This is a genomic window from Paenibacillus algicola, from assembly GCF_005577435.1.
Taxonomy (GTDB): Bacteria; Bacillota; Bacilli; order Paenibacillales; family Paenibacillaceae; genus Paenibacillus_AQ; species Paenibacillus_AQ algicola.
Window position 1 is genome coordinate 1,594,521 of record NZ_CP040396.1, and the last position, 20,277, is coordinate 1,614,797.

Consider the following 20,277-nt stretch of genomic DNA (forward strand, 5'->3'; position numbering starts at 1 on the left):
AGAGGAGGCAATAGGATGAACAACCGTAAATTCCGAATCTGGAATATGGCCCGATTAAAGAGAAAATTGATGGAAGGCTTGAGCATGGGCCGGACGCTGGCGCTGCTAATGCTGGGCTCGCTGCTATTTTTCCTGCTGCTAGGTCTCGGAGGGATGGCTGAGAAGGGCCTGAATACTTCACCGGTATCGACGATGAAGGGACTTGCCGCTTCCCTCTCCAGCCGTTTCTTCATGGATATGATCGGGATGGAGATGCCGCAGCTTGCACCGGAGCAGGAAGCTTCGGCGCTCTCCAGCGAGAAGGTGGCGCCGTTCGTATTTGAATTTCTGACGAATGTGAATCCGCGGGATCCCAAGAGCCTGATCGCGAGTGAGATTCCGGGGATGAAGAGCAACCAGCCGGTACCGCTGCGAAGCGGCTCTGGCAATGAACAGGGCGAGGCCCCGGCTGATTACCGGCCCGAGGTGCTGGATTCGGAGGAGCCTCCTGAAGAAAGCCCAGGCAGCAGCCCTGGGAATCCCGGCGACCCTGACGCCAACGAAACCCCGGACAAGCCTGCCGAAGGCAGCGGCTCTGCAGGGGAAGGCCAAAACAGCGGAGGCTCCTCGCCATCTCCATCACCGCAGGATCCCAAAGCGCCTTCCCAGGAGCTGAAGAAAACGGTGCTGATCTACCATTCCCACCCCCAGGAGGCGTTCAACCCGCTATTATCCAAGCAGAGCAGCAATCCTGGCTCGACCTCTCCGTCCAAAAACATCATGCTGGTAGGCAGTATGGTAGCCAAGCGGCTGGAATCCAAAGGCATCGGGACGGTGCACGATCAAAGCGATTATCAGAGCACGGTGCCGGATTATAACTGGAATTATTCCTATAAATACTCCAGGCAGACGGTCAAGACAGCTATGGCGGAGAATGAGGAGCTTACGTATCTGATAGATATTCACCGCGACTCCCAGCGTCACGGCAAAACGACGACAAAAATTAATGGTGTCAGCTACGCACAGGTTTATTTTATCATCGGTCATGGCAATCAAAACTGGCGCAAAAATGAAGAGCTCGCGAACCGGATCAATCAAAAGCTGGAGAAAAGCTATCCGGGAATTTCACGAGGCATCTGGGGAAAATCCGCAGATCAGGGCAACGGGGAGTACAACCAGTCTCTCTCACCGAACAGCATTCTGGTAGAGATCGGCGGGATTGATAATACGAAAGAAGAGCTGCAGCGCACGTCCGAGGTGCTGGCTGATATGCTGGCCGAGGTCATTTGGGAAGAGCAGCAGGCTGAGAAGGTAAACGCCTCAAAGGATGGCAGCGCCAAGCAGCCATAAGGAAGATCGTGGCCAAGCAGATGTATACCATGAGGAAGGAGCTGAGCAGCATTGTCGAAATCAGGAAAAAAGCTGGCTGCGTTCCTGCTCTGGGCGGGAGTCGGCATATTGATCGGACTGCAGCTTGGAGGTGAGGGCAGAGCCGTGCAGGATACGGCGGCGGGTCTGCCGGCGCAGATGCAGGGATATCCGGCGGTCGAGCAGCCGGCACCAAGCCTGCAGGGAAACATCGCTGGGCCGGAACAAGAGGCCGGCTACGGCAAAGCACCCGAGCCGGCGAGGCCGAAATTTGAGCCGGTGCCGCGGGACATCCTGCTTCCGGAAGCTTCCAGTCCGCCTGCAGATGTGCTGGCCGACAAAACTGGAGGACTTCTGCAGCGGCTCTCCAATCAGAGCATTCGGTGGGTCGTCTCTTTGTTCGGATCCATCACGGATTGAAAATGAAGATGACACAGCATTGCTGAGCACCCCTTCAACTGTTATAATAAGTTGATTCAAACATCTGTGGTTGTTGGGGGTAAGGCATGACAGACGTAGTAGCAAGACAACGAAAAATTCGTAATTTTTGTATCATTGCACATATAGACCATGGAAAATCAACGCTGGCCGACCGGATTTTGGAATTTACCGGCGCACTTTCCTCCCGGGAAATGCAGGAGCAGGTTCTGGATCAGATGGATCTGGAGCGCGAGCGCGGCATTACGATCAAGCTGCAGGCCGTACGCCTGAATTACCGGGGTGATGACGGTGAGGAATATATCTTGAATCTTATCGACACCCCGGGACACGTCGACTTCACCTATGAAGTCTCCCGAAGCCTCGCGGCTTGCGAGGGAGCACTGCTGGTGGTGGACGCGGCTCAAGGCATCGAGGCACAGACGCTGGCGAACGTATACCTGGCGCTGGATAACAATCTCGAAATTTTGCCGGTGATCAACAAGATCGACCTGCCCAGCGCGGACCCGGAGCGGGTGAAGCAGGAAGTGGAGGACGTCATCGGCCTCGACGCCAGCGACGCCGTATTGGCTTCTGCGAAGGCAGGCATCGGCATCAAGGAAATTCTGGAGCAGGTGGTCCAGAAGGTTCCGGCACCGTCGGGCGATGCCAGCGAGCCCTTGAAAGCGTTAATCTTTGACTCGCACTATGATCCTTACAAGGGGGTCATTGTGTATGTGCGTGTCATTGACGGCAGCATTAAATCCGGCTCCAAGATCAAGATGATGGCGACCGGGAAGACATTTGAGGTTATTGAGGTAGGCGCGTTCAAGCCCCGCATGTCCATTGTGGACGAGCTGAATGTCGGAGACGTTGGATTTATCGTGGCGGGCATTAAGTCTGTGGGCGACACCCGTGTCGGCGACACGGTCACCGACGCCAAACGACCGACCGTTCAGGCGCTTCCCGGCTACCGGAAGATCAATCCGATGGTATTCTGCGGACTGTATCCGATCGAGACCTCCGATTATAACGATCTGCGTGAGGCGCTGGAGAAGCTGCAGCTGAATGATGCATCACTGAGCTTTGAGCCGGAGACGTCGAGCGCACTGGGCTTCGGCTTCCGCTGCGGCTTCCTGGGTCTGCTCCATATGGAGATCATCCAGGAGCGGATCGAGCGGGAATTCAATATTCCGCTCATTACCACTGCACCGAGCGTAATTTACCGTATTACACTGACTAACGGTGAGCAGATGCAGATTGATAACCCGTCTCACTATCCGGAGATTGGCAAGATTGATTTTGTAGAGGAGCCTTATGTCAAAGCGGCGATTATTGTGCCCAATGATTATGTAGGCGCCATTATGGAGCTGTGTCAGGGCAAGCGCGGTGAATTCGTGAACATGGAATATCTGGATACGACCCGGGTAACCATTACGTACCAAATTCCGCTGTCTGAAATTGTGTATGATTTCTTTGACCAGCTGAAATCCAGCACGAAGGGCTATGCGTCCTTTGATTATGAATTGTCAGGCTACCGCACCTCCAACCTTGTCAAAATGGATATTTTGCTGAATGGCGAGCAGGTGGATGCGTTGTCCTTCATCGTACACCGCGACCGCGCCTACCACCGCGGCCGGTTGATCTGTGAGAAGCTGCGGGAGCTGATTCCGCGCCAGATGTTCGAGGTGCCGATTCAGGCTTCTGTCGGGACGAAGGTTGTAGCCCGGGAGACCGTAAAGGCGATGCGCAAGAACGTCCTTGCCAAGTGCTATGGCGGTGATATTTCCCGGAAGAGAAAGCTGCTGGAGAAGCAGAAGGAAGGCAAGAAGCGCATGAAGCAGGTCGGCAGCGTCGAGGTGCCTCAGGAGGCCTTTATGGCGGTGCTGAAGATTGACGATAACTAAACCGATGATGCAAGAGCGAGAGGGAAAGCCGATAGTATACGGCTTTCTTTTTCGTTCTATGAATAGAACTGCGTGACTCACGCTGGAGATAAGCAAGCACAGCCGCGGACTGCGTGCCGCCAGGGAGGTAATAACTACGATGAGTAACATTCAACGGAAACAGGGGCCTCTCACTGAGGTCGTGTATATTCACATTCCGTTTTGCACGAATAAATGCTTTTACTGTGACTTTAATTCTTACGTTCTAAAGGACCAGCCGGTGATGGATTATTTACGGGCATTGGACAGAGAAATGGAAATGACGGTGAAGGCTCATCCGCCCGGCGTCATCAAAAGTATTTTTGTAGGGGGAGGCACACCGACCGTGCTGAAGCCGGATGAAATGGACTTTTTTTTGAAATCGGTGAAGAAGCATTTTCCGGAGTGGGACGAGCATATTGAATTTTCCATGGAAGCCAATCCCGGCACAACAGATCTTGAGAAGCTGTCGGTGATGCGGGAGGGCGGCGTGAACCGGGTAAGCTTCGGAGTGCAGGCGTTTCAAAATGAGCTGCTGAGCGGCATCGGCCGGATCCATAATACAGACGACGTCTATCGAAGCCTCGAAAATGCACGGGCAGCGGGCTTTCACAATATGTCCATTGACCTGATGTTCGGCCTGCCGAATCAAACAGTAGAGATGCTCTCGGAAAGCGTGAGCAAGGCGCTTGCTCTAGGCCTGCCGCATTACTCCATTTACAGTCTGAAGGTGGAGGAGAATACGCTCTTTCATACCATGTACCAAAAAAATCAGCTGCCGCTTCCGGACGAGGAGGATGAGCTGAACATGTACCTGCTGCTCATGAACCGGATGGCTGAAGCCGGATACAAGCAATACGAAATTAGTAATTTTTCGAAACCGGGCTTTGAAAGCCGGCATAATATGGCGTATTGGCGAAATGAGGATTACTACGGCCTGGGTGCTGGAGCCCACGGTTACATCGGGCGCCGGCGTCACATTAATGTAAAGGGGGTAAACCCTTATATTGAGGCGGTGCAGCAAGGGCTGCCGTATCTGAGCACGCTGGATATTCCCCAGGAGGAGGCGATGGAGGACTTTCTGATGGTAGGCCTGCGTGTACTGGATGGAATTTCTGCAAGCCGGTTCCAGGAGCAGTTCGGTATGACCCTTGAAGAGGTGTTTGCGCGTCCGCTGAACAAGCTGGTTCATGCAGGCTTGCTGGATAAGAGTCATGAAGGCTATAAGCTGAGTCACAAGGGGATTTTATTCGGAAACGATGTTTTTGGCGAATTTATCGGCAGTATAACCGGGAATTAATCTATTGAACTTGTATACGTCCTGTTGTATATTTATTCATACATATATGACGGAGCGCGTAAAGGAGAGACGGTAGAATGTCAGCCGTATGCAGAAAAGCCACATTAGAAGATGTGGAGCCGCTGTATCAGATGATTCAGGGTTACGCCGAGAGAGGCATCATGCTTCCCCGGTCGAGAAAAGTGCTGGAACGACAAATTCATGAATTTGTAGTCGCTGAGTCACAGGGCCATGTGATCGGCTGCGGTTCATTATGCCAGCTGGGCAGCGATCTGGTCGAGATTCGTTCGCTAGGCATTTCCGAGGGCCACAAAGGTCAGGGGATCGGATCCATGCTTGTGGACCGGCTGATTGAAGAGGCTCGGGAACGCGAGCTTCCCAAGGTGATGGCGTTAACCTATGAGGTATCTTTTTTCCTGAAGAATGGATTTTCCATTGTTGATAAAGAAATTTTTCCTGAAAAGGTATGGACGGACTGCATCCATTGCAGCAAGCAGCATGCCTGTGACGAAATTGCAGTCTTGAAAGTACTGAATTAATGCAGCAAGTCATGTAAGGCTTCAGAGCAAGAATGCGGTGAGGGGCTGTTTGGAGACAAGGTCTCCAGGCAGCCCCTTATCTCGTTCCAGAACGCCTCCGGCAGGGGGATAAAATAAGCATTTTGGATTGAGGATCTGACTTGACAATGCTCCGGTTGGTTTGGTATTTTTGTTATATCGGTTAGCACTCGAAGCTGATGAGTGCTAACGACAAGATCAAGTCTCAGTCAGCAAGGAGGGAACATGATGTTAACAGATCGGCAGCGAATGATATTAAGCGCGATCGTCGATGACTATATCCGCTCGGCCGAGCCGGTTGGCTCCCGAAGCATTTCCAAGCGCGGTGACGTGGGCTACAGCCCGGCGACCATCCGCAATGAAATGGCTGATCTGGAGGAGCTTGGCTTTCTGGAGCAGCCCCATACCTCAGCAGGCCGCATTCCTTCGCATAAGGGCTACCGCTATTATGTGGATCATTTGACATCGTCGTTTTCACTCCAGCCTTCCGAGCTGAAGGTAATGAAAGCCTTTTTCGCTGAGAAGCTGAATGCTATGGAGCAAATGATCCAGCATGCAGCGGGGATTTTGTCCCAAATGACGAACTACACTTCCATCCTGCTGGGACCGGAAGTTTTTCATACGTCTCTGCGCCATTTCCAGCTGCTGCCGCTGAATGAGGATACCGCTGTCGCGATTATTGTGACCAGCACGGGCCATGTGGAGAACAAGACGGTTAGTATTCCGCCTGGCGTGTCCCTCTCGGATATGGAGCAGGTGGTGAATCTCTTGAACAGCAAGCTGTCTCACGTTCCGCTCTACAAGCTCAAGTCCCGGCTGTATACAGAAATTGGTCAGGAGATGCAGCGGCATATCGATCATTACGAAGAGCTCATGAAGATGCTGGACATTGCGCTGAGCAACGGAGAGCAGGAGCACAAGGTATATCTCAGCGGAACGACGAACATGCTGAGCCAGCCGGAATTCCGGGATGTAGACAAGGTGAGAACCATTTTTGAGCTGCTGGAGCAGACACCGACGCTCATGAAGATGATGGCGCCGGCCTCCGGCGAGACGGGCCTCCAGGTTCGGATTGGCACAGAGAACAATCATGCAGCGTTCGAAAGCTGCAGCCTGATTACAGCAACCTATTCCGCTGACGGCAAGGCCATTGGCACGATCGGGATTTTGGGTCCGACCCGAATGGAATACGCCCGCGTGATGGGCATCTTGAATGTGTTGTCCGGGGATATGACCCGGCTGTTAACCCATTGGTACAAGTAAGGGGAGTGTAACGCTGTGAGCCAAGCTAATCAGTCTCCCGGAGACGGTGATGACCGGCATTCGACGCTGATGAACAACAGTAATGCAATCAGGGCTGTCACCTCCGCGGTGGAGGGGACCCTGGGCCCCAAGGGGCTTGATGTGATGCTGGTCGGGCCGCGCGGCGAAGTCGTTATAACGAACGATGGCGTGACTATACTGGATAAGATGGATGTGAGCCATCCGGCAGCCCGGCTGCTGATCCAGGTTGCAAGAGCCCAGCAGGAGAAGATTGGCGACGGAACCACAACGGCTACCGTCCTGGCCGGCGCGCTGGTGCAGGAGGGGGTCGCCCGAATTATAAAGGGCGTTCCTGCCTCCAAAGTGGTAGAAGGCATCCGGCAGGGCATTGAGATGGCGCTGAAGCTGCTGTCTGAACGGATCCGCAGCATTGAAGGCCTGGAAGATCCGCTGCTTGCCCGGACCGTCTATGTAGCTGGCCGAGAGCGGCAAGATATTGTTCGGCTCATTATGGAAGCTGCCCGTAAATCTGGAATGGAGCGTCTCCGCGATCCTTCCTATCATCTTGCAGACGACATCACAGCGCTCGAGAATGCCGAGCATGAGGTGTTTGAAGGGATGCTGCTCCGGCAGAAGCCCCTGATGACAAGGGATCACCTCTCCTATAAGGATGCGAAGGTGCTGGTGCTGATGGATGCACTGGAGCCGGACCAGCTGGATGAAGAGGTGATGACGACCGAAGCCGGCTTTGCCCGGTACATGGATCTGAAACAGGTATTTGCCTCCGATCTGGAGCGTTTACGTGATATGTCTGTCAAGCTGATTGTGCTGGAGAAGGGCATTCATCCCGACGCAGAGCAGTTCTGCCTGGACTATGGAATCATGGTCGTGCCGAGAGTATCCCGCGCTGACCTGAAGCAGGTATGCAGCATGACCGGTGCAGTTCCGATCCGCAGGGCTGCACTGCACAAGGAAGCGCAGATGCTGATGCCGGTGCTGGGCAGCACGCCTCTCGTCTCTTATGACGAATCTCTGGCGCGTGTCCGCATTCATGCCAATGCCGGGCAGAACGGAAGCAAGGCGGTGACAGTGATTGTCGGTGCCAGCACCTCCGAGGTCGTCGGCGAAGCTGCGCGCATCGCCGGTGATGCGGCTTCCGCACTGCAGGCTGCTGTGCGCGGCGGTGTTCTGCCGGGCGGAGGGACAAGCGAGCTCGCGGTCTCTTATGAGCTGGAGCGCTGCCGCGAAACTCAGAAGGGGATGGAGGCATTCGGCATTGAGGCGGTCTCTGCGGCTTTGCGAAAGCCGATGTCCCAGATTCTCCTCAATGCAGGTTATAATCCGCTGGAGAAGATGGAGGAGGTAAGGGCCGCCCAGATCAACAGCGGATGTGATGCCATGGGAATGGATTGTGATACCGGAGCGGTCATTCATTATGAAGAGCTCGGTATTCTCGATCCTGCCCCGGTAAAGCTCCATGGCCTGCGCGCTGCTGGAGAAGTGGCGGCCGCCGTGCTGCGTATTCACCATGTGATTAAGATGCGGGATGCAGCAGGCAGTGATAACGAACCATATTAGCAATGTGAATATAATAAGGAGGTGGAGTTCATCTTGAATAAGGATCAGGAAATAAACGTTCAAGAAGAAACCATGCAGGAAGAGCCTGCCCAGCAGGGAGACACATTACATGCGGAAGCTCAAGAGGGCGCAGAGCCGCAGGTAGAACAGGCTGGGGCAGAAGAGGCGAAGGACCCTCGGCAGCAGGAAATCGAGCAGCTGAAGGCCGAGCTGTCAGAGCAGCAGCAGCGGGTGCTTCGTACCCAAGCGGATTTTGACAACTTCCGCAGAAGAACCCAGAAGGAGAAGGAGGAGCTGGCCAAATATGCTTCCTCCAAGCTGATTACAGAGCTGCTGCCGGTCATTGACAACTTCGAGCGGGCGATGGCGGCTTCCACGGTCGATCCGGAATCGGATTCTCTGGTTAAGGGCGTCAATATGATTTTCCGCCAGCTGGAGGGCATTCTGAATGCAGAAGGACTGCAGCCGATGAACAGTGTCGGACAGCCATTTAATCCTGAATTCCATCAAGCGATTATGCAGGTGGAGAGCGAGGAGCATGAAGAGGGTGTCGTTGTCGAAGAGATTCAAAAGGGTTACATGCTGAAAGACAAGGTGCTCCGCCCGGCGATGGTTAAGGTCAGCGGCTAGATCAGGCTTGCCAGACCCGCCGGTTGTATCCATACAAAACACATAGAACATCCGCACACCAATGTGCGCCAAATGATAAGGAGGATTTTTTACATGAGTAAAGTTATCGGAATTGACCTGGGTACCACTAACTCCTGCGTAGCAGTAATGGAGGGCGGCGAAGCCGTTGTTATTCCTAACCCTGAGGGTGCGCGTACAACACCTTCCGTTGTAGGCTTCAAAAAAGACGGAGAGCGCATCGTCGGAGACACTGCGAAGCGCCAGGCAATCACGAATCCGGATCGCACGATCATTTCGATCAAGCGCCATATGGGTACAAACCACAAGGAAAGCATTGACGGCAAGGAATTTACGCCTCAGGAGATCTCTGCAATTATCCTGCAGAAGCTGAAGTCCGATGCAGAAGCCTACCTGGGTCAAACGGTGACTCAAGCCGTTATTACAGTTCCTGCATACTTTAATGACAGCCAGCGTCAGGCTACGAAGGATGCCGGCAAGATCGCAGGCCTGGAAGTGCTGCGTATTGTCAACGAGCCGACAGCAGCAGCTTTGGCTTACGGTATGGAGAAATCAGAAGACCAGACGATTCTCGTCTATGACCTGGGCGGCGGTACTTTTGACGTCTCGATCCTGGAGCTTGGCGACGGCTTCTTCGAAGTTAAAGCGACCAGCGGGGACAACCAGCTCGGCGGTGACGATTTCGACCAGGTGATCATTGACTACCTCGTAGCTGAATTCAAGAAAGAGCAAGGCATTGATCTGAGCAAGGACAAAGCGGCTGTGCAGCGTCTTAAGGATGCGGCCGAGAAGGCGAAGAAAGAGCTGTCCGGTGTCCTGACTACGACAATCTCCCTTCCGTTCATTACAGTAGCTGACGGGGTACCGCAGCACTTGGAGATCAACCTGACTCGTGCCAAATTTGAAGAGCTGTCCGCTTCTCTCGTAGAGCGTACCCTGGGACCTACACGCCAGGCGCTGAGCGATGCCGGATTGAGCGCAAGTGACATCAATAAGGTCGTGCTTGTCGGCGGATCTACACGGATCCCGGCTGTGCAGGAAGCGATCAAGAAGCTGACGGGTCAAGAGCCTCACAAAGGCGTGAATCCGGACGAGGTTGTAGCCCTGGGTGCTGCCGTACAGGCTGGCGTACTGACTGGCGACGTGAAAGACGTGGTTCTGCTCGACGTAACGCCATTGTCCCTTGGCATCGAAACAGCCGGCGGCGTATTTACCAAAATGATCGAGCGCAACACGACCATCCCAACAAGCAAATCCCAAGTGTTCTCCACCTATGCTGACAATCAGCCTAGCGTTGAGATTCACGTCCTGCAGGGTGAGCGGGAAATGGCAGCGGGCAACAAGACGCTGGGACGCTTCATGCTGGGTGACATTCCTCCGGCTCCGCGCGGCGTACCGCAAATCGAGGTTAGCTTCGATATTGATGCCAACGGGATTGTAAACGTGTCTGCCACTGACAAAGGCACCGGCAAGAGCCAGAAGATCACGATTACTTCCTCCAGTGGCCTGAGCGATGAGGAAGTGGAGAAAATGATGAAGGACGCTGAGCTCCATGCGGAGGAAGACAAGAAGCGTAAAGAGCTTGTTGAAGCCCGCAATAGTGCGGATCAGCTCGTATATACTACCGAGAAGACACTGAAGGATCTTGGAGACAAGGTCGATGCTTCCGAGATTGACAAAGCCAATGAGGCGAAGGAGAAAGTGAAGAAGGCACTGGAATCCGACAATCTGGAAGAAATTAATGCTGCTTCCGAGGAGTTGACTCAAATTGTACAGCAGCTGTCCGTGAAGCTGTATGAGCAGGCAGCTCAGGAGCAGGGCAATGCGGCACCAGGTGAAGAAGGAGCCGGATCTGCGAAGAAGGATCATGTTGTTGATGCCGACTACGAGGTTGTTGACGAAGACAAGAACAAAGGGTAAGCTGGATCAATTGAGTCTATTGGGAAAGTCAAAGCGCGAGTCCCGCACTTTGACTTTCCTTATGTCCAGCAGTACAAACCGTGAGTGGGGGTGGAACCGTGGCTGAAAAGCGAGATTATTACGAGGTGCTTGGCGTTGGGAAGGATGCCTCGGAGGATGAAATCAAGAAAGCGTACCGGAAGCTGGCGCGCCAGTACCATCCGGACGTGAACAAGGCAGATGACGCCGAGACCAAATTCAAGGAAGTTAAAGAAGCGTATGACGTGCTGAGCAATGATCAGCATCGCGCACGCTATGACCAATACGGCCATATCGATCCGAACCAGGGAATGGGCGGGGGCGGCTTCTCCGGCGACTTTGGCGGCTTCGGAGATATATTCGATATGTTCTTCGGCGGTAACGGCCGTCGTGATCCCAATGCTCCGCAGCGGGGGAATGATCTTCAATATACGATGACGGTTGAATTCAAGGAAGCGGTGTTTGGTAAAGAAAGCGACATTACCATTCCGCGTACCGAGTCCTGTGATACCTGTCATGGCTCCGGCGCGAAGCCGGGTACGAAGCCGCAGACCTGCGGCGTGTGTCATGGCTCGGGTCAGCAGGAGGTGGTTCAGAATACGCCGTTCGGGCGGATGGTGAACCGCCGTGCCTGCTCGAACTGTAGCGGCAGCGGCCAGATCATCAAGGAAAAATGCAGCACCTGCAGCGGCAGCGGCAAGCTGAAGAAGCAGCGCAAGATTCACGTGCGTATTCCGGCCGGTGTAGATGATGGCGCTCAGCTGCGGATGAGCGGTGAAGGGGAGGGCGGTTTGCGCGGCGGACCTGCCGGAGACCTGTACATCGTAATCCGCGTCAAGCCGCATGATTTCTTCGAGCGTGAGGGCGACGACATCTACTGCGAGATTCCGCTCACCTTTGCGCAGGCGGCACTGGGAGACGAGATGGAAATTCCTACCTTAACGGAAAAGGTCAAGCTGAAAATTCCAGCCGGAACCCAGACCGGCACGTATTTCCGCCTGAAGGGCAAGGGAGTTCCGCGTTTGCGCGGCATGGGCCAGGGCGATCAGCATGTCAAGGTCGTGGTCGTAACGCCAAGCAAGCTCAGTGACGACCAGAAGGAGCTGCTGCGTCAATTTGCTTCGCTTGACGGGGAGCAGACCCATGAGCATGAGCAGTCTTTTTTTGACCGTGTGAAGAGAGCGTTTAGAGGGGACTAAGGCCATTTAGTGGCCGGGATGGAAGTCAAAGTCCTATCATTGATTCTTGAGAAGAGCCGTTTCCAAGGCAGCCTGGCTGCAGGGAACGGCTCTTTTGGTGCTGAACAAGGGAGAGAAATGCTCTTCCTCATCGAATAATTGAAGACCCGTTTACACAATCTAGAAAGGAACAATCATAGAACAAGCAGGTGAATACTCATGGCTGAAAAAAACATTCTGGCGTACTTTAATACCCCGGAACAGGCCCAAGGAGCCGCGGCGAAGCTGCACGCTCTGCGTGTCGCTGATCTGTCAATCGACCGGTTCAGCACAGAGCCCGGTGAAGAGATGGGCGGCATGACGAATGCGATCGGCGGCGGGCTGTCCGGCCTGAACGCGTATACCCCGGATGCGGCACTGAGCAATTTGTCTGCCGGCATCCTGGGTGCAGCAGGACCTTCCGAGAGCGGCATGAGCGCCGGCGAGCAGGATGGGCTTCGCGGCCGGGATATTTTACTTACAGTTGTGGTCGATGAGGGCGTCCATCATCAGGCACTCAAAATCGTTGAGGATGCCGGCGGCTACGTATAGCTGCGGAAAGCTGCTGTGGATCACCAAGAATCACACTTATATTCCAGGCACAGGAGGCATGGCATGATGAGAAGGGTCAAGCTGGGAAGAATCGCAGACCAGACACAGAAGAGAATTGCATTGCAATCGGCAAAATATGAGGATGTAGAGTTTTCGGCGCTGGAAGCGGACCGGGATGATGTGGAAGCGATTCGTCGAAGTGAGGCAGCAGACAAACGCCAGGTTAAAGAAATGTTTGATCATCACGAGCACGGCTTGAAGTAAAGCAACACATTGTCTTCGACAGCAAGAGGCTGTTCCTGGCGGAGCAGCCTTTTGCTGTTGCTGCTTATGGATTCATGCGGGTAAAGCTGCCTTTGTGCACAGGGTCCTTCATATAGTACAATATAATTTATGTAAATATGAGGAGGACTCTGTTAAATATGCTGTGGCACGAATTGACTATACATACCACGGAGCAGGCCGTGGAGATGATTTCGAATTTTATGCATGAAGCGGGAGCGGGAGGGGTCTCGATTGAAGAGTCTGCCGTTACCAAACGCAAGCGGGATACCACCTTTGGGCAATGGTATGATGAGGTCATTCCGTTTAATAATATCCCGGAAGGACAAGCTGTGATTAAAGGGTATTTCTCACAGGACGTCAGTCTGGAAACGGTTCAGCAGGAGCTGGAGCCGCGGATCCATGAGCTGGCGCAGTTCGGTATTGATGCCGGGCCGGCGGCCTTTGAACACCGGAGCGTCCATGAGGATGAATGGGCTACAGCCTGGAAGCAGTATTTCAAGCCCATCGCTGTGTCAGAGCGCCTGGTGATCAAGCCCACTTGGGAAGAGTATACGCCAGCCCTGCAGGAGCGCATTATTGAGCTGGATCCCGGCATGGCCTTTGGAACGGGAGCGCATCCGACCACCGCACTGTGCCTGCGTACACTGGAGCAGGTCATTCAAGGCGGAGAATCCGTCATCGACGTGGGCACTGGCTCCGGAATTCTGGCAATCGGTGCTGTGCATTTGGGCGCCAGGAACGTCCTGGCCCTGGATCTGGATCCTGTTGCGGTATCCAGCGCGAAGGAGAATTCGCAGCTGAACAAAATGCACGACCAGATTACGGTCGTGGAAAGCGATCTGCTCTCTGTACTTCAGCGCAGCGAAATGGCAGAGGGCTTTGCGGTAAAGCCTCCGGTGGAGGTTGTGGTTGCGAACATTTTGGCAGAGGTGATTCTGTTATTCGTGGACGATGTCTACGCAGCACTGAAGCCGGGCGGGATCTACATCGCCTCCGGAATTTACAAGAACAAGGTTGAAATTGTAGAGAAAGCGCTGATTCAGGCCGGGTTTGACATTGCGGATATGAACCGCGAGGATGACTGGGTTGCGTTCGTAGCGAGGAAGAGGTAGCGATGGAATTTCTCGATCAACTGCTGTTTTATCCGCTGGAAAGGCTGCCCTTTTTCCTGATTGCCCTGATCATTGCATTTACGGTGCATGAATTTTCTCACGCTTACTTCGCTAATAAACTGGGTGACCCTACCGCCAAGCTGTTGGGGAGGGTGACACTGAACCCGGCGGTGCATTTCGACTTTCTTGGCATCTTCCTGCTGCTGATTGCCGGCTTCGGCTGGGCCAGACCGGTTCCGGTAAACCGGGCGAACTTCTCGAACCCGCGCCGGGATAGCGTCATCGTATCGGCGGCAGGGCCGCTCAGTAATCTGCTGCTCGCCATCGCCGGCTGCTTGATCTACGGAGCACTGTATCAGCTTGGTGCCATTGATGCAATGAGCAATGAACGGGCAGTGGATGCGGTGCATATCTTTTTTGACACCTTTATTGTGCTGAATTTCTTTCTGTTTCTGTTTAACCTGATTCCGCTTCCTCCGCTGGATGGATACCGGATCCTGGTAGAGCTTGTTCCGCGGCGGGTGGGGGCAAAGCTGCAAAGCGTGGAGCAATGGTCGATTCTGGTCTTTTTATTAATTATTCTGATTCCCGGGTTTCAAAACTACACGATCCGCCCGATGTATGAGACAGCGTACAGCTTGTCTGTGTTCTTCCTGAATCTGTTTACAGCGTTGTTCGGCGGCTAAAATCTCATAGATTTCACTGGTCATGACGGGGCAAAAGAGGTATGATGAAGTTTGGCGTTTTGGCCTGAAGCAATGGACCTGAATATGAATCCATAAAGGTAGGTTTACGATGCAGCGATATTTCATTTCACCCGCGCAGTTCCAGCAAGAGCAGGTATGGATTACGGGTGAGGATGCGAGACATATTTCAAAAGTGATGAGAGGCAAGCCGGGGGATGTCCTGATTGTCAGTGACGGGATTTCCCGTGAAGCGCGCGTTGCCATCGAGAGCCTGGAGCAGGACGGTGTAAGAGCAAGGGTAGTAGAGGAGCTGGCGATGACCCGCGAGCCTCGACTGAAGGTGACCATTGCCCAGAGCCTGCCTAAAGGCGACAAAATGGAGCTGGTGATCCAGAAATGCACCGAGCTCGGGGCCGTGTCATTTCTGCCTTTTCTGTCCAGCCGGACCATCGTTCAGTACGATGCCAAGAAAGAGCAGAAGCGCCTGGAGCGCTGGGGCAAGATTGCGAAGGAGGCTGCGGAGCAGGCTCATCGGAACAGGGTTCCCGGAGTAGAGCAGCCTGTGGGCTGGAAGAAGCTGCTTCAAGCGTTCTCCAGCTACAGCCTGGTCTGCTTCTGCTATGAGAAGGAGGAGGGCCTGCAGCTGCGGGACGTGCTCCGGCCTTTTGCAGAGCAGAGGCTGATCGGGGATGAGCCTGTCAGCCTGCTGATCGTGGTCGGTCCCGAGGGCGGCTTTACGGAAGAGGAATGCCGGGAGGCCGAGGGGGCGGGAGCGTCGACCGTTGGCCTTGGCCGGCGGATTTTACGCACGGAGACCGCGGGGATGACCGCACTGGCCTGTGCGCTGTATGAATTTGGTGAAATGGGGGGAGTTTGAATATGCCATCCGTAGCGTTTTATACGTTGGGTTGCAAAGTCAATTTTTACGATACCGAAGCCATCTGGCAGCTTTTCAAAAATGAAGGCTACGAGCAAGTGGACTTCGAACAAACCGCTGATGTTTATTTGATCAATACTTGCCATGTTACGAATACCGGTGATAAGAAAAGCCGGCAAATGATCCGGCGTGCGGTCCGTCGCAATCCGGATGCCATTGTCGCGGTTACGGGCTGCTATGCCCAGACCTCGCCGGCTGAAATTCTCGACATTCCTGGTGTAGACCTTGTCATCGGCAACCAGGATCGCGACAAGATCATGCAGTTTGTGCATGAAATCGAGCAGACCCGCCAGCCGATCAACGCCGTGCGCAATATTATGAAGACCCGGGTGTTTGAGGAGATGGATGTGCCGGACTTCGCTGACCGGACCCGTGCGTTCCTCAAAATCCAGGATGGGTGCAACAACTTCTGTACGTTCTGCATTATTCCATGGTCCCGCGGCTTGTCGCGCAGCCGTGATGCGGACAGCATTATTAAGCAGGCGAAGCAGCTGGTGAATGCCGGCTATAAAGAGATTGTATTGACCGGCATTCATACGGGCGGCTACGGTGATGATCTCGACAACTACCGCCTGTCTGACCTGCTGTGGGATCTCGACAAGGTGGAGGGGCTGGAACGCATCCGGATCAGCTCCATTGAAGCGAGCCAGATTGACGATGCGGTGCTGGACGTGCTGAAGCGTTCCACCAAAATGTGCCGCCATCTGCACATTCCGCTGCAGGCCGGAGACGATACCGTCTTGAAACGGATGCGGAGAAAGTACACGACCGAAGAGTTCCTGACCAAAATGAAGCTCATTCGCGAAGCGATGCCAGAGCTGGCTATTACGACTGATGTGATTGTCGGCTTCCCTGGCGAGACAGATGAGATGTTCCGCAACGGCTACAATCTCATGAAGGAGATCGGATTCTCGGAAATGCACGTCTTCCCGTATTCCAAGCGTACCGGTACGCCGGCGGCGCGGATGGAGGATCAGGTGGAGGACGAGGTGAAGAACGCCCGAGTCCACGAGCTCATTGATCTGTCCGAGCAGCTGCAGCTGGCCTATGCCGAGCAGTTTGTCGGCCGCATTGTTGAGGTGATTCCAGAGCGTGAATACAAGGGCGGACCGGGCGGCAAGATGCAGGGCTACAGCGACAATTACCTGCAGCTCGTGTTCGACGGTGGACCAGAGCTGGAAGGGAAACTGTGCCGGGTTCAAATTACTCAAGCCGGTGTTAATGAGTGCCAGGGTGAGCTGATCAGCGTCCACGAGAACGGACTGGCAGCAGCCTTGTAGCCTAGTAAGCAACAGCCTGATCACAAGGATTTCATTTCCGAATAGGAAGTGGAATCCTTGTTGCACATGAAGGAGGAATCAGACATGAACCGGAAGGAAATTTCTGCGGGAGGCGTGGTGTATCGCCAAGTAGACGGCTATCTGCAAATTCAGCTTATTCAGGACCGCTACAGCAAAATATCTTTGCCCAAGGGCAAAATGGAAGCAGGAGAAACCGTAGAGGAGACGGCTTTGCGCGAAATTTTGGAGGAAACCGGAATTTCGGGGAGAATCGTGTCGCCGGTCGATATTATTGCTTATACGTATAATCATCCCCAGTATGGCCGGGTGGATAAAGAAGTCCACTATTATCTGGTAGAGGCTTCGGGAGGGGCGCTGAAGCCCCAGCTGGAAGAGATCAACGGTGTGGAATGGTACGAGCCGCTGCAGGCCTGGAGCAGGCAGCAGAGCAACGGCTACAGGAACAATGATCCTATTCTGCGGAGAGCCTTGTCCCTTCTGAACATCGAGGTATAGGTCAAGAGGCTGCTGCTTTCTTCCAGACCGGAAGATAGCAAAGCGGCAGAGCGAGCAGGGAGCAGACCACGTTGAAGATCGTCTGGGCATGGGCAATCTGCCCCGCCGGGTCGCCTGCAAGCTGACCGGAGACCTGTGTCAGCAGCGGCAGCAAGGGAGCGAACAATATAACGCCCCCGATATTTAAGGCAAGATGGGAGCCGGCAACGAACCTGCCGGCCGGAGTGCTTCCTGCTGCAGCTAGGATCGCGGTCACGCAGGTGCCGACATTGGAGCCGAGCACCATGGCAACACCAATCTCAGGCGGCAATGCCCCACTGAGGCAAAGGCTCATGGTCATAGCCACAACGGCGGCGCTGCTATGCATCAGTGCAGTCAGCATGGCGCCGGCCAGAATCCCCCAGCCGCTGCTTCGCTCTGCCTGCTCCAGAAACCAGGCGAAGACGCCCATCTCCTGAAGCGGCTTGCCGATGGACTGCATAACCGTAATGCCAAGCAGTACCATGGCGAAGCCGGCAACGGCCAGGCACAGAAATTGCAGCTGCTCCAGGCGACCGAGCCAGGGAGAAGAGCTGCGTGATAGAACCATCTCGTTCCAGATGATGCTTCCTGCCCAAATGAGCAGGGAGAGCAGGAGCAGGGGGAAGGCAGCCGCACCAATGTTCAGGCTGATCAGCTCTGTGGTCAGCGTTGTGCCGATGTTCGTGCCGAGAATGATGCCGAGAATGCCGGCCTGACCAAGCAGGCCGGCATTGGCGAAGCCAATCGTAATCACGGTGACAGCGGTGCTGCTCTGCAGCAAAGCCGTCAGCCCGGCGCTGGTCAGCATGCCTTTGAGCGGCGTGGCTGCGGCATAATGGAGCCACTGGTGAAGGCGCGGGCCGGCCCAGCGCTGCAAGGCGGCCTCCATCACCTTCATGCCGAACAAGAACAGCGCGAGCCCATACAGCATGGGGAACCACAGGGAATGAAGCAACAGAGAGCTCTCCTTTTTTTAGAGTAAGTACTGAGAATATATGAACAATGGCGGGGAGACATGCAGGGTTTGTCCGGTGCGGTCTTCTAGCTCAAGGAATGACTATGAATTCAGGAAATCAGGGAGTGAGTCAAGCATGCCAAGCGTGATCTTGGATCGTAATCGAAAAAAAAGGCTGGAGCAGGGACATCCGTGGATATTTAAAAGTGAAATTGCCTCGGTAGAAGGGTCTCCGTCCGCCGGTGACGTCGTACAGGTGCTGAACCACCAGGGACGATTCCTGGGTAGCGGGTATTACAACCCGAGCTCGCAAATTACCGTACGCCTCTTGTCGTACCAGCCGCTGGAGGCTATGGACAAGCAGTTTTTCATTTCCCGCTTTCAGGACTGTCTGAAGCATCGGGAGCGCTTCCTGAAGGGAGATCATGCGTACCGCTTGGTGTATGGAGAAGCGGATTATCTGCCGGGTCTTATTGTGGACCGTTTTGATCAGGTGCTGGTGGTACAGCTGCTGACACTCGGAATGGATCGCTGCCGGGAAGCCATTACAGAGGCACTGATCGAGGTTATGCAGCCAAAGGGTATCTATGAGCGCAGCGATGTATCCGTGCGGGAGCTGGAGGGGCTGGAGCAGCGTAAGGGCGCATTGTACGGGGAATGTCCGCGTTATGTCACCGTCCTGGAGAACGGACTTCAGATCAAGGTCGACATTGAGGAAGGTCAGAAGACGGGATATTTCTTTGATCAGCGTGAGAACCGGGCTTCGATCGCACCGCTGATGACAGGCTGGGGAGAGCGGAGCGGCATTCAGCTTCAGAGTCGAGACATAGATGGACAAGAGACGCTAGTGCCCGTAAACAGAAGTGGAAAAGAAGTGACGTTTCCGTATTGGGACGGAGCAACGGTGCTGGAGTGCTTCTCACATACCGGGAGCTTCACGCTGAATGCTTGTCAGTACGGGGCCAAGAAGGTGACCTGCCTTGATATTTCCGAGCATGCCATCCAGAGCGCCCGTGAAAATGTAGAGTTGAACGGCTTTGAGGACCGCGTGGAATTCGTCGTGGATGATGCCTTTCAATACTTGCGGAATCAGGTAAAGGGGACCGAAGAACGCCATGAGCGGGCTGCAAAAGGAAGCAAGGTGGATACCTCGAAGCCGCTGACGGCCGGGGGAGGACGAACGTGGGATGTGGTCATTCTGGACCCGCCTGCATTCGCCAAGACGCGCGGAGCGGTTAAAGGGGCCTGCCGCGGCTATAAGGATATCAATCTTCACGGGATGAAGCTGGTGAACGAGGGAGGCTATCTGGTGACGGCAAGCTGCTCCTATCATATGAAGCCGGAGCTGTTTCTGGAGACGATCCACGAAGCCGCGCAGGATGCGGGCAAGCAGCTGCGTCTGGTGGAATGGCGCGCCGCCGGCAAGGACCACCCGCAAATTCTCGGCGTGGAGGAAGGGCATTACCTGAAATTTGCCGTCTTTGAGGTTCGCAGCAAGTAGTCTCGCTGTCACGTATAATTGCTCAGCAATTTCAATGCATAGATAAGACCTGCGTTCAGGCCGGTAGGGAGCAGTCCCTTTCGGCTTTTTGGGCTTCCTTGCGATACTGTTATGCATACGGTCCCCCAAGACTTCCTATCATTTCAAAGCTGCCAGTGTTATCCAAACACATGTTCTTGATAGAGGCATGTATGCTATAATGATAGACAGTATTTTACGAGGAAAACAGACAGTATAGAATG

General features: G+C 54.2%; 19 protein-coding genes. 18 read left to right on the forward strand and 1 reads right to left on the reverse strand.

The window, feature by feature from the left end; genetic code table 11:
- Window positions 1–15 precede the first annotated feature (15 nt).
- The 17 genes from E6C60_RS07095 (at window position 16) to E6C60_RS07175 (ending at window position 17,558) form a co-directional block, all read left to right on the forward strand.
- Complete coding sequence (locus E6C60_RS07095) at window positions 16–1,329, forward strand: stage II sporulation protein P (protein ID WP_138225217.1); 1,314 nt, start codon at window positions 16–18, stop codon at window positions 1,327–1,329.
- A gap of 51 nt (window positions 1,330–1,380) precedes the next feature.
- On the forward strand, window positions 1,381–1,767 hold the full coding sequence (locus tag E6C60_RS07100) for a hypothetical protein (protein ID WP_138225218.1): 387 nt from the start codon (window positions 1,381–1,383) through the stop codon (window positions 1,765–1,767).
- 86 nt (window positions 1,768–1,853) lie between these two features.
- Window positions 1,854–3,671: a translation elongation factor 4 gene (lepA, locus tag E6C60_RS07105; protein ID WP_138225219.1), complete on the forward strand. Its 1,818-nt coding sequence runs from the start codon at window positions 1,854–1,856 to the stop codon at window positions 3,669–3,671.
- 139 nt (window positions 3,672–3,810) lie between these two features.
- The gene (gene hemW / locus E6C60_RS07110; protein ID WP_138225220.1) at window positions 3,811–4,989 is read left to right on the forward strand and encodes a radical SAM family heme chaperone HemW; all 1,179 of its coding nucleotides are present in this window, start codon (window positions 3,811–3,813) and stop codon (window positions 4,987–4,989) included.
- Between the two features lie 77 nt (window positions 4,990–5,066).
- Window positions 5,067–5,528, forward strand: coding sequence for an N-acetyltransferase (locus E6C60_RS07115; RefSeq protein WP_138225221.1), 462 nt, complete (start codon window positions 5,067–5,069; stop codon window positions 5,526–5,528).
- 246 nt (window positions 5,529–5,774) lie between these two features.
- Window positions 5,775–6,809, forward strand: coding sequence for a heat-inducible transcriptional repressor HrcA (gene hrcA / locus E6C60_RS07120; protein WP_138227677.1), 1,035 nt, complete (start codon window positions 5,775–5,777; stop codon window positions 6,807–6,809).
- 69 nt (window positions 6,810–6,878) lie between these two features.
- Window positions 6,879–8,387 (forward strand): TCP-1/cpn60 chaperonin family protein, encoded by a 1,509-nt coding sequence (locus E6C60_RS07125; protein WP_138227678.1) that lies wholly within the window; start codon window positions 6,879–6,881, stop codon window positions 8,385–8,387.
- Window positions 8,388–8,420: 33 nt separating this feature from the next.
- Window positions 8,421–9,017 carry a nucleotide exchange factor GrpE gene (gene grpE / locus E6C60_RS07130; RefSeq protein ID WP_233281173.1) on the forward strand — a complete coding sequence of 199 codons (597 nt, stop codon included), beginning with the start codon at window positions 8,421–8,423 and terminating at the stop codon, window positions 9,015–9,017.
- Window positions 9,018–9,110: 93 nt separating this feature from the next.
- Window positions 9,111–10,955: a molecular chaperone DnaK gene (gene dnaK / locus E6C60_RS07135; RefSeq protein ID WP_138225222.1), complete on the forward strand. Its 1,845-nt coding sequence runs from the start codon at window positions 9,111–9,113 to the stop codon at window positions 10,953–10,955.
- 98 nt (window positions 10,956–11,053) lie between these two features.
- Complete coding sequence (gene dnaJ, locus E6C60_RS07140) at window positions 11,054–12,172, forward strand: molecular chaperone DnaJ (RefSeq protein WP_138225223.1); 1,119 nt, start codon at window positions 11,054–11,056, stop codon at window positions 12,170–12,172.
- 198 nt (window positions 12,173–12,370) lie between these two features.
- Complete coding sequence (locus E6C60_RS07145) at window positions 12,371–12,742, forward strand: hypothetical protein (protein WP_138225224.1); 372 nt, start codon at window positions 12,371–12,373, stop codon at window positions 12,740–12,742.
- Window positions 12,743–12,805: 63 nt separating this feature from the next.
- Window positions 12,806–13,006 carry a YfhD family protein gene (locus E6C60_RS07150; RefSeq protein ID WP_138225225.1) on the forward strand — a complete coding sequence of 67 codons (201 nt, stop codon included), beginning with the start codon at window positions 12,806–12,808 and terminating at the stop codon, window positions 13,004–13,006.
- A 158-nt stretch (window positions 13,007–13,164) separates the two neighbouring features.
- Window positions 13,165–14,139 carry a 50S ribosomal protein L11 methyltransferase gene (gene prmA / locus E6C60_RS07155; RefSeq protein ID WP_138225226.1) on the forward strand — a complete coding sequence of 325 codons (975 nt, stop codon included), beginning with the start codon at window positions 13,165–13,167 and terminating at the stop codon, window positions 14,137–14,139.
- A 2-nt stretch (window positions 14,140–14,141) separates the two neighbouring features.
- Complete coding sequence (locus E6C60_RS07160; RefSeq protein WP_138225227.1) at window positions 14,142–14,825, forward strand: site-2 protease family protein; 684 nt, start codon at window positions 14,142–14,144, stop codon at window positions 14,823–14,825.
- A gap of 109 nt (window positions 14,826–14,934) precedes the next feature.
- On the forward strand, window positions 14,935–15,702 hold the full coding sequence (locus tag E6C60_RS07165) for a 16S rRNA (uracil(1498)-N(3))-methyltransferase (protein ID WP_138225228.1): 768 nt from the start codon (window positions 14,935–14,937) through the stop codon (window positions 15,700–15,702).
- Between the two features lie 2 nt (window positions 15,703–15,704).
- The gene (mtaB, locus tag E6C60_RS07170) at window positions 15,705–17,042 is read left to right on the forward strand and encodes a tRNA (N(6)-L-threonylcarbamoyladenosine(37)-C(2))-methylthiotransferase MtaB (protein ID WP_138225229.1); all 1,338 of its coding nucleotides are present in this window, start codon (window positions 15,705–15,707) and stop codon (window positions 17,040–17,042) included.
- A gap of 84 nt (window positions 17,043–17,126) precedes the next feature.
- A complete protein-coding gene (locus E6C60_RS07175; protein WP_138225230.1) occupies window positions 17,127–17,558 on the forward strand; it encodes an NUDIX hydrolase in 432 nt (143 codons plus the stop codon).
- 1 nt (window position 17,559) lies between these two features.
- Here E6C60_RS07175 and E6C60_RS07180 read toward each other — a convergent pair whose 3' ends face one another.
- Window positions 17,560–18,534, reverse strand: a complete 975-nt coding sequence (locus E6C60_RS07180; RefSeq protein WP_138225231.1) for a Na/Pi cotransporter family protein — start codon at window positions 18,532–18,534, stop codon at window positions 17,560–17,562.
- Between the two features lie 136 nt (window positions 18,535–18,670).
- On the opposite strand from E6C60_RS07180, the gene E6C60_RS07185 reads away from it, so the two are divergent.
- Complete coding sequence (locus E6C60_RS07185) at window positions 18,671–20,035, forward strand: class I SAM-dependent rRNA methyltransferase (protein WP_138225232.1); 1,365 nt, start codon at window positions 18,671–18,673, stop codon at window positions 20,033–20,035.
- Window positions 20,036–20,277 lie beyond the last annotated feature (242 nt).

Bases quoted from the DNA above. Each gene is read 5' to 3' on its own strand.
- E6C60_RS07095 (WP_138225217.1), top strand. From the start codon at position 16: ATGAACAACCGTAAATTCCGAATCTGGAATATGGCCCGATTAAAGAGA.
- lepA (WP_138225219.1), top strand. From the start codon at position 1,854: ATGACAGACGTAGTAGCAAGACAACGAAAAATTCGTAATTTTTGTATC.
- hemW (WP_138225220.1), top strand. From the start codon at position 3,811: ATGAGTAACATTCAACGGAAACAGGGGCCTCTCACTGAGGTCGTGTAT.
- E6C60_RS07115 (WP_138225221.1), top strand. From the start codon at position 5,067: ATGTCAGCCGTATGCAGAAAAGCCACATTAGAAGATGTGGAGCCGCTG.
- hrcA (WP_138227677.1), top strand. From the start codon at position 5,775: ATGTTAACAGATCGGCAGCGAATGATATTAAGCGCGATCGTCGATGAC.
- E6C60_RS07125 (WP_138227678.1), top strand. From the start codon at position 6,879: ATGAACAACAGTAATGCAATCAGGGCTGTCACCTCCGCGGTGGAGGGG.
- dnaK (WP_138225222.1), top strand. From the start codon at position 9,111: ATGAGTAAAGTTATCGGAATTGACCTGGGTACCACTAACTCCTGCGTA.
- E6C60_RS07145 (WP_138225224.1), top strand. From the start codon at position 12,371: ATGGCTGAAAAAAACATTCTGGCGTACTTTAATACCCCGGAACAGGCC.
- E6C60_RS07150 (WP_138225225.1), top strand. From the start codon at position 12,806: ATGATGAGAAGGGTCAAGCTGGGAAGAATCGCAGACCAGACACAGAAG.
- prmA (WP_138225226.1), top strand. From the start codon at position 13,165: ATGCTGTGGCACGAATTGACTATACATACCACGGAGCAGGCCGTGGAG.
- E6C60_RS07160 (WP_138225227.1), top strand. From the start codon at position 14,142: ATGGAATTTCTCGATCAACTGCTGTTTTATCCGCTGGAAAGGCTGCCC.
- E6C60_RS07165 (WP_138225228.1), top strand. From the start codon at position 14,935: ATGCAGCGATATTTCATTTCACCCGCGCAGTTCCAGCAAGAGCAGGTA.
- mtaB (WP_138225229.1), top strand. From the start codon at position 15,705: ATGCCATCCGTAGCGTTTTATACGTTGGGTTGCAAAGTCAATTTTTAC.
- E6C60_RS07175 (WP_138225230.1), top strand. From the start codon at position 17,127: ATGAACCGGAAGGAAATTTCTGCGGGAGGCGTGGTGTATCGCCAAGTA.
- E6C60_RS07185 (WP_138225232.1), top strand. From the start codon at position 18,671: ATGCCAAGCGTGATCTTGGATCGTAATCGAAAAAAAAGGCTGGAGCAG.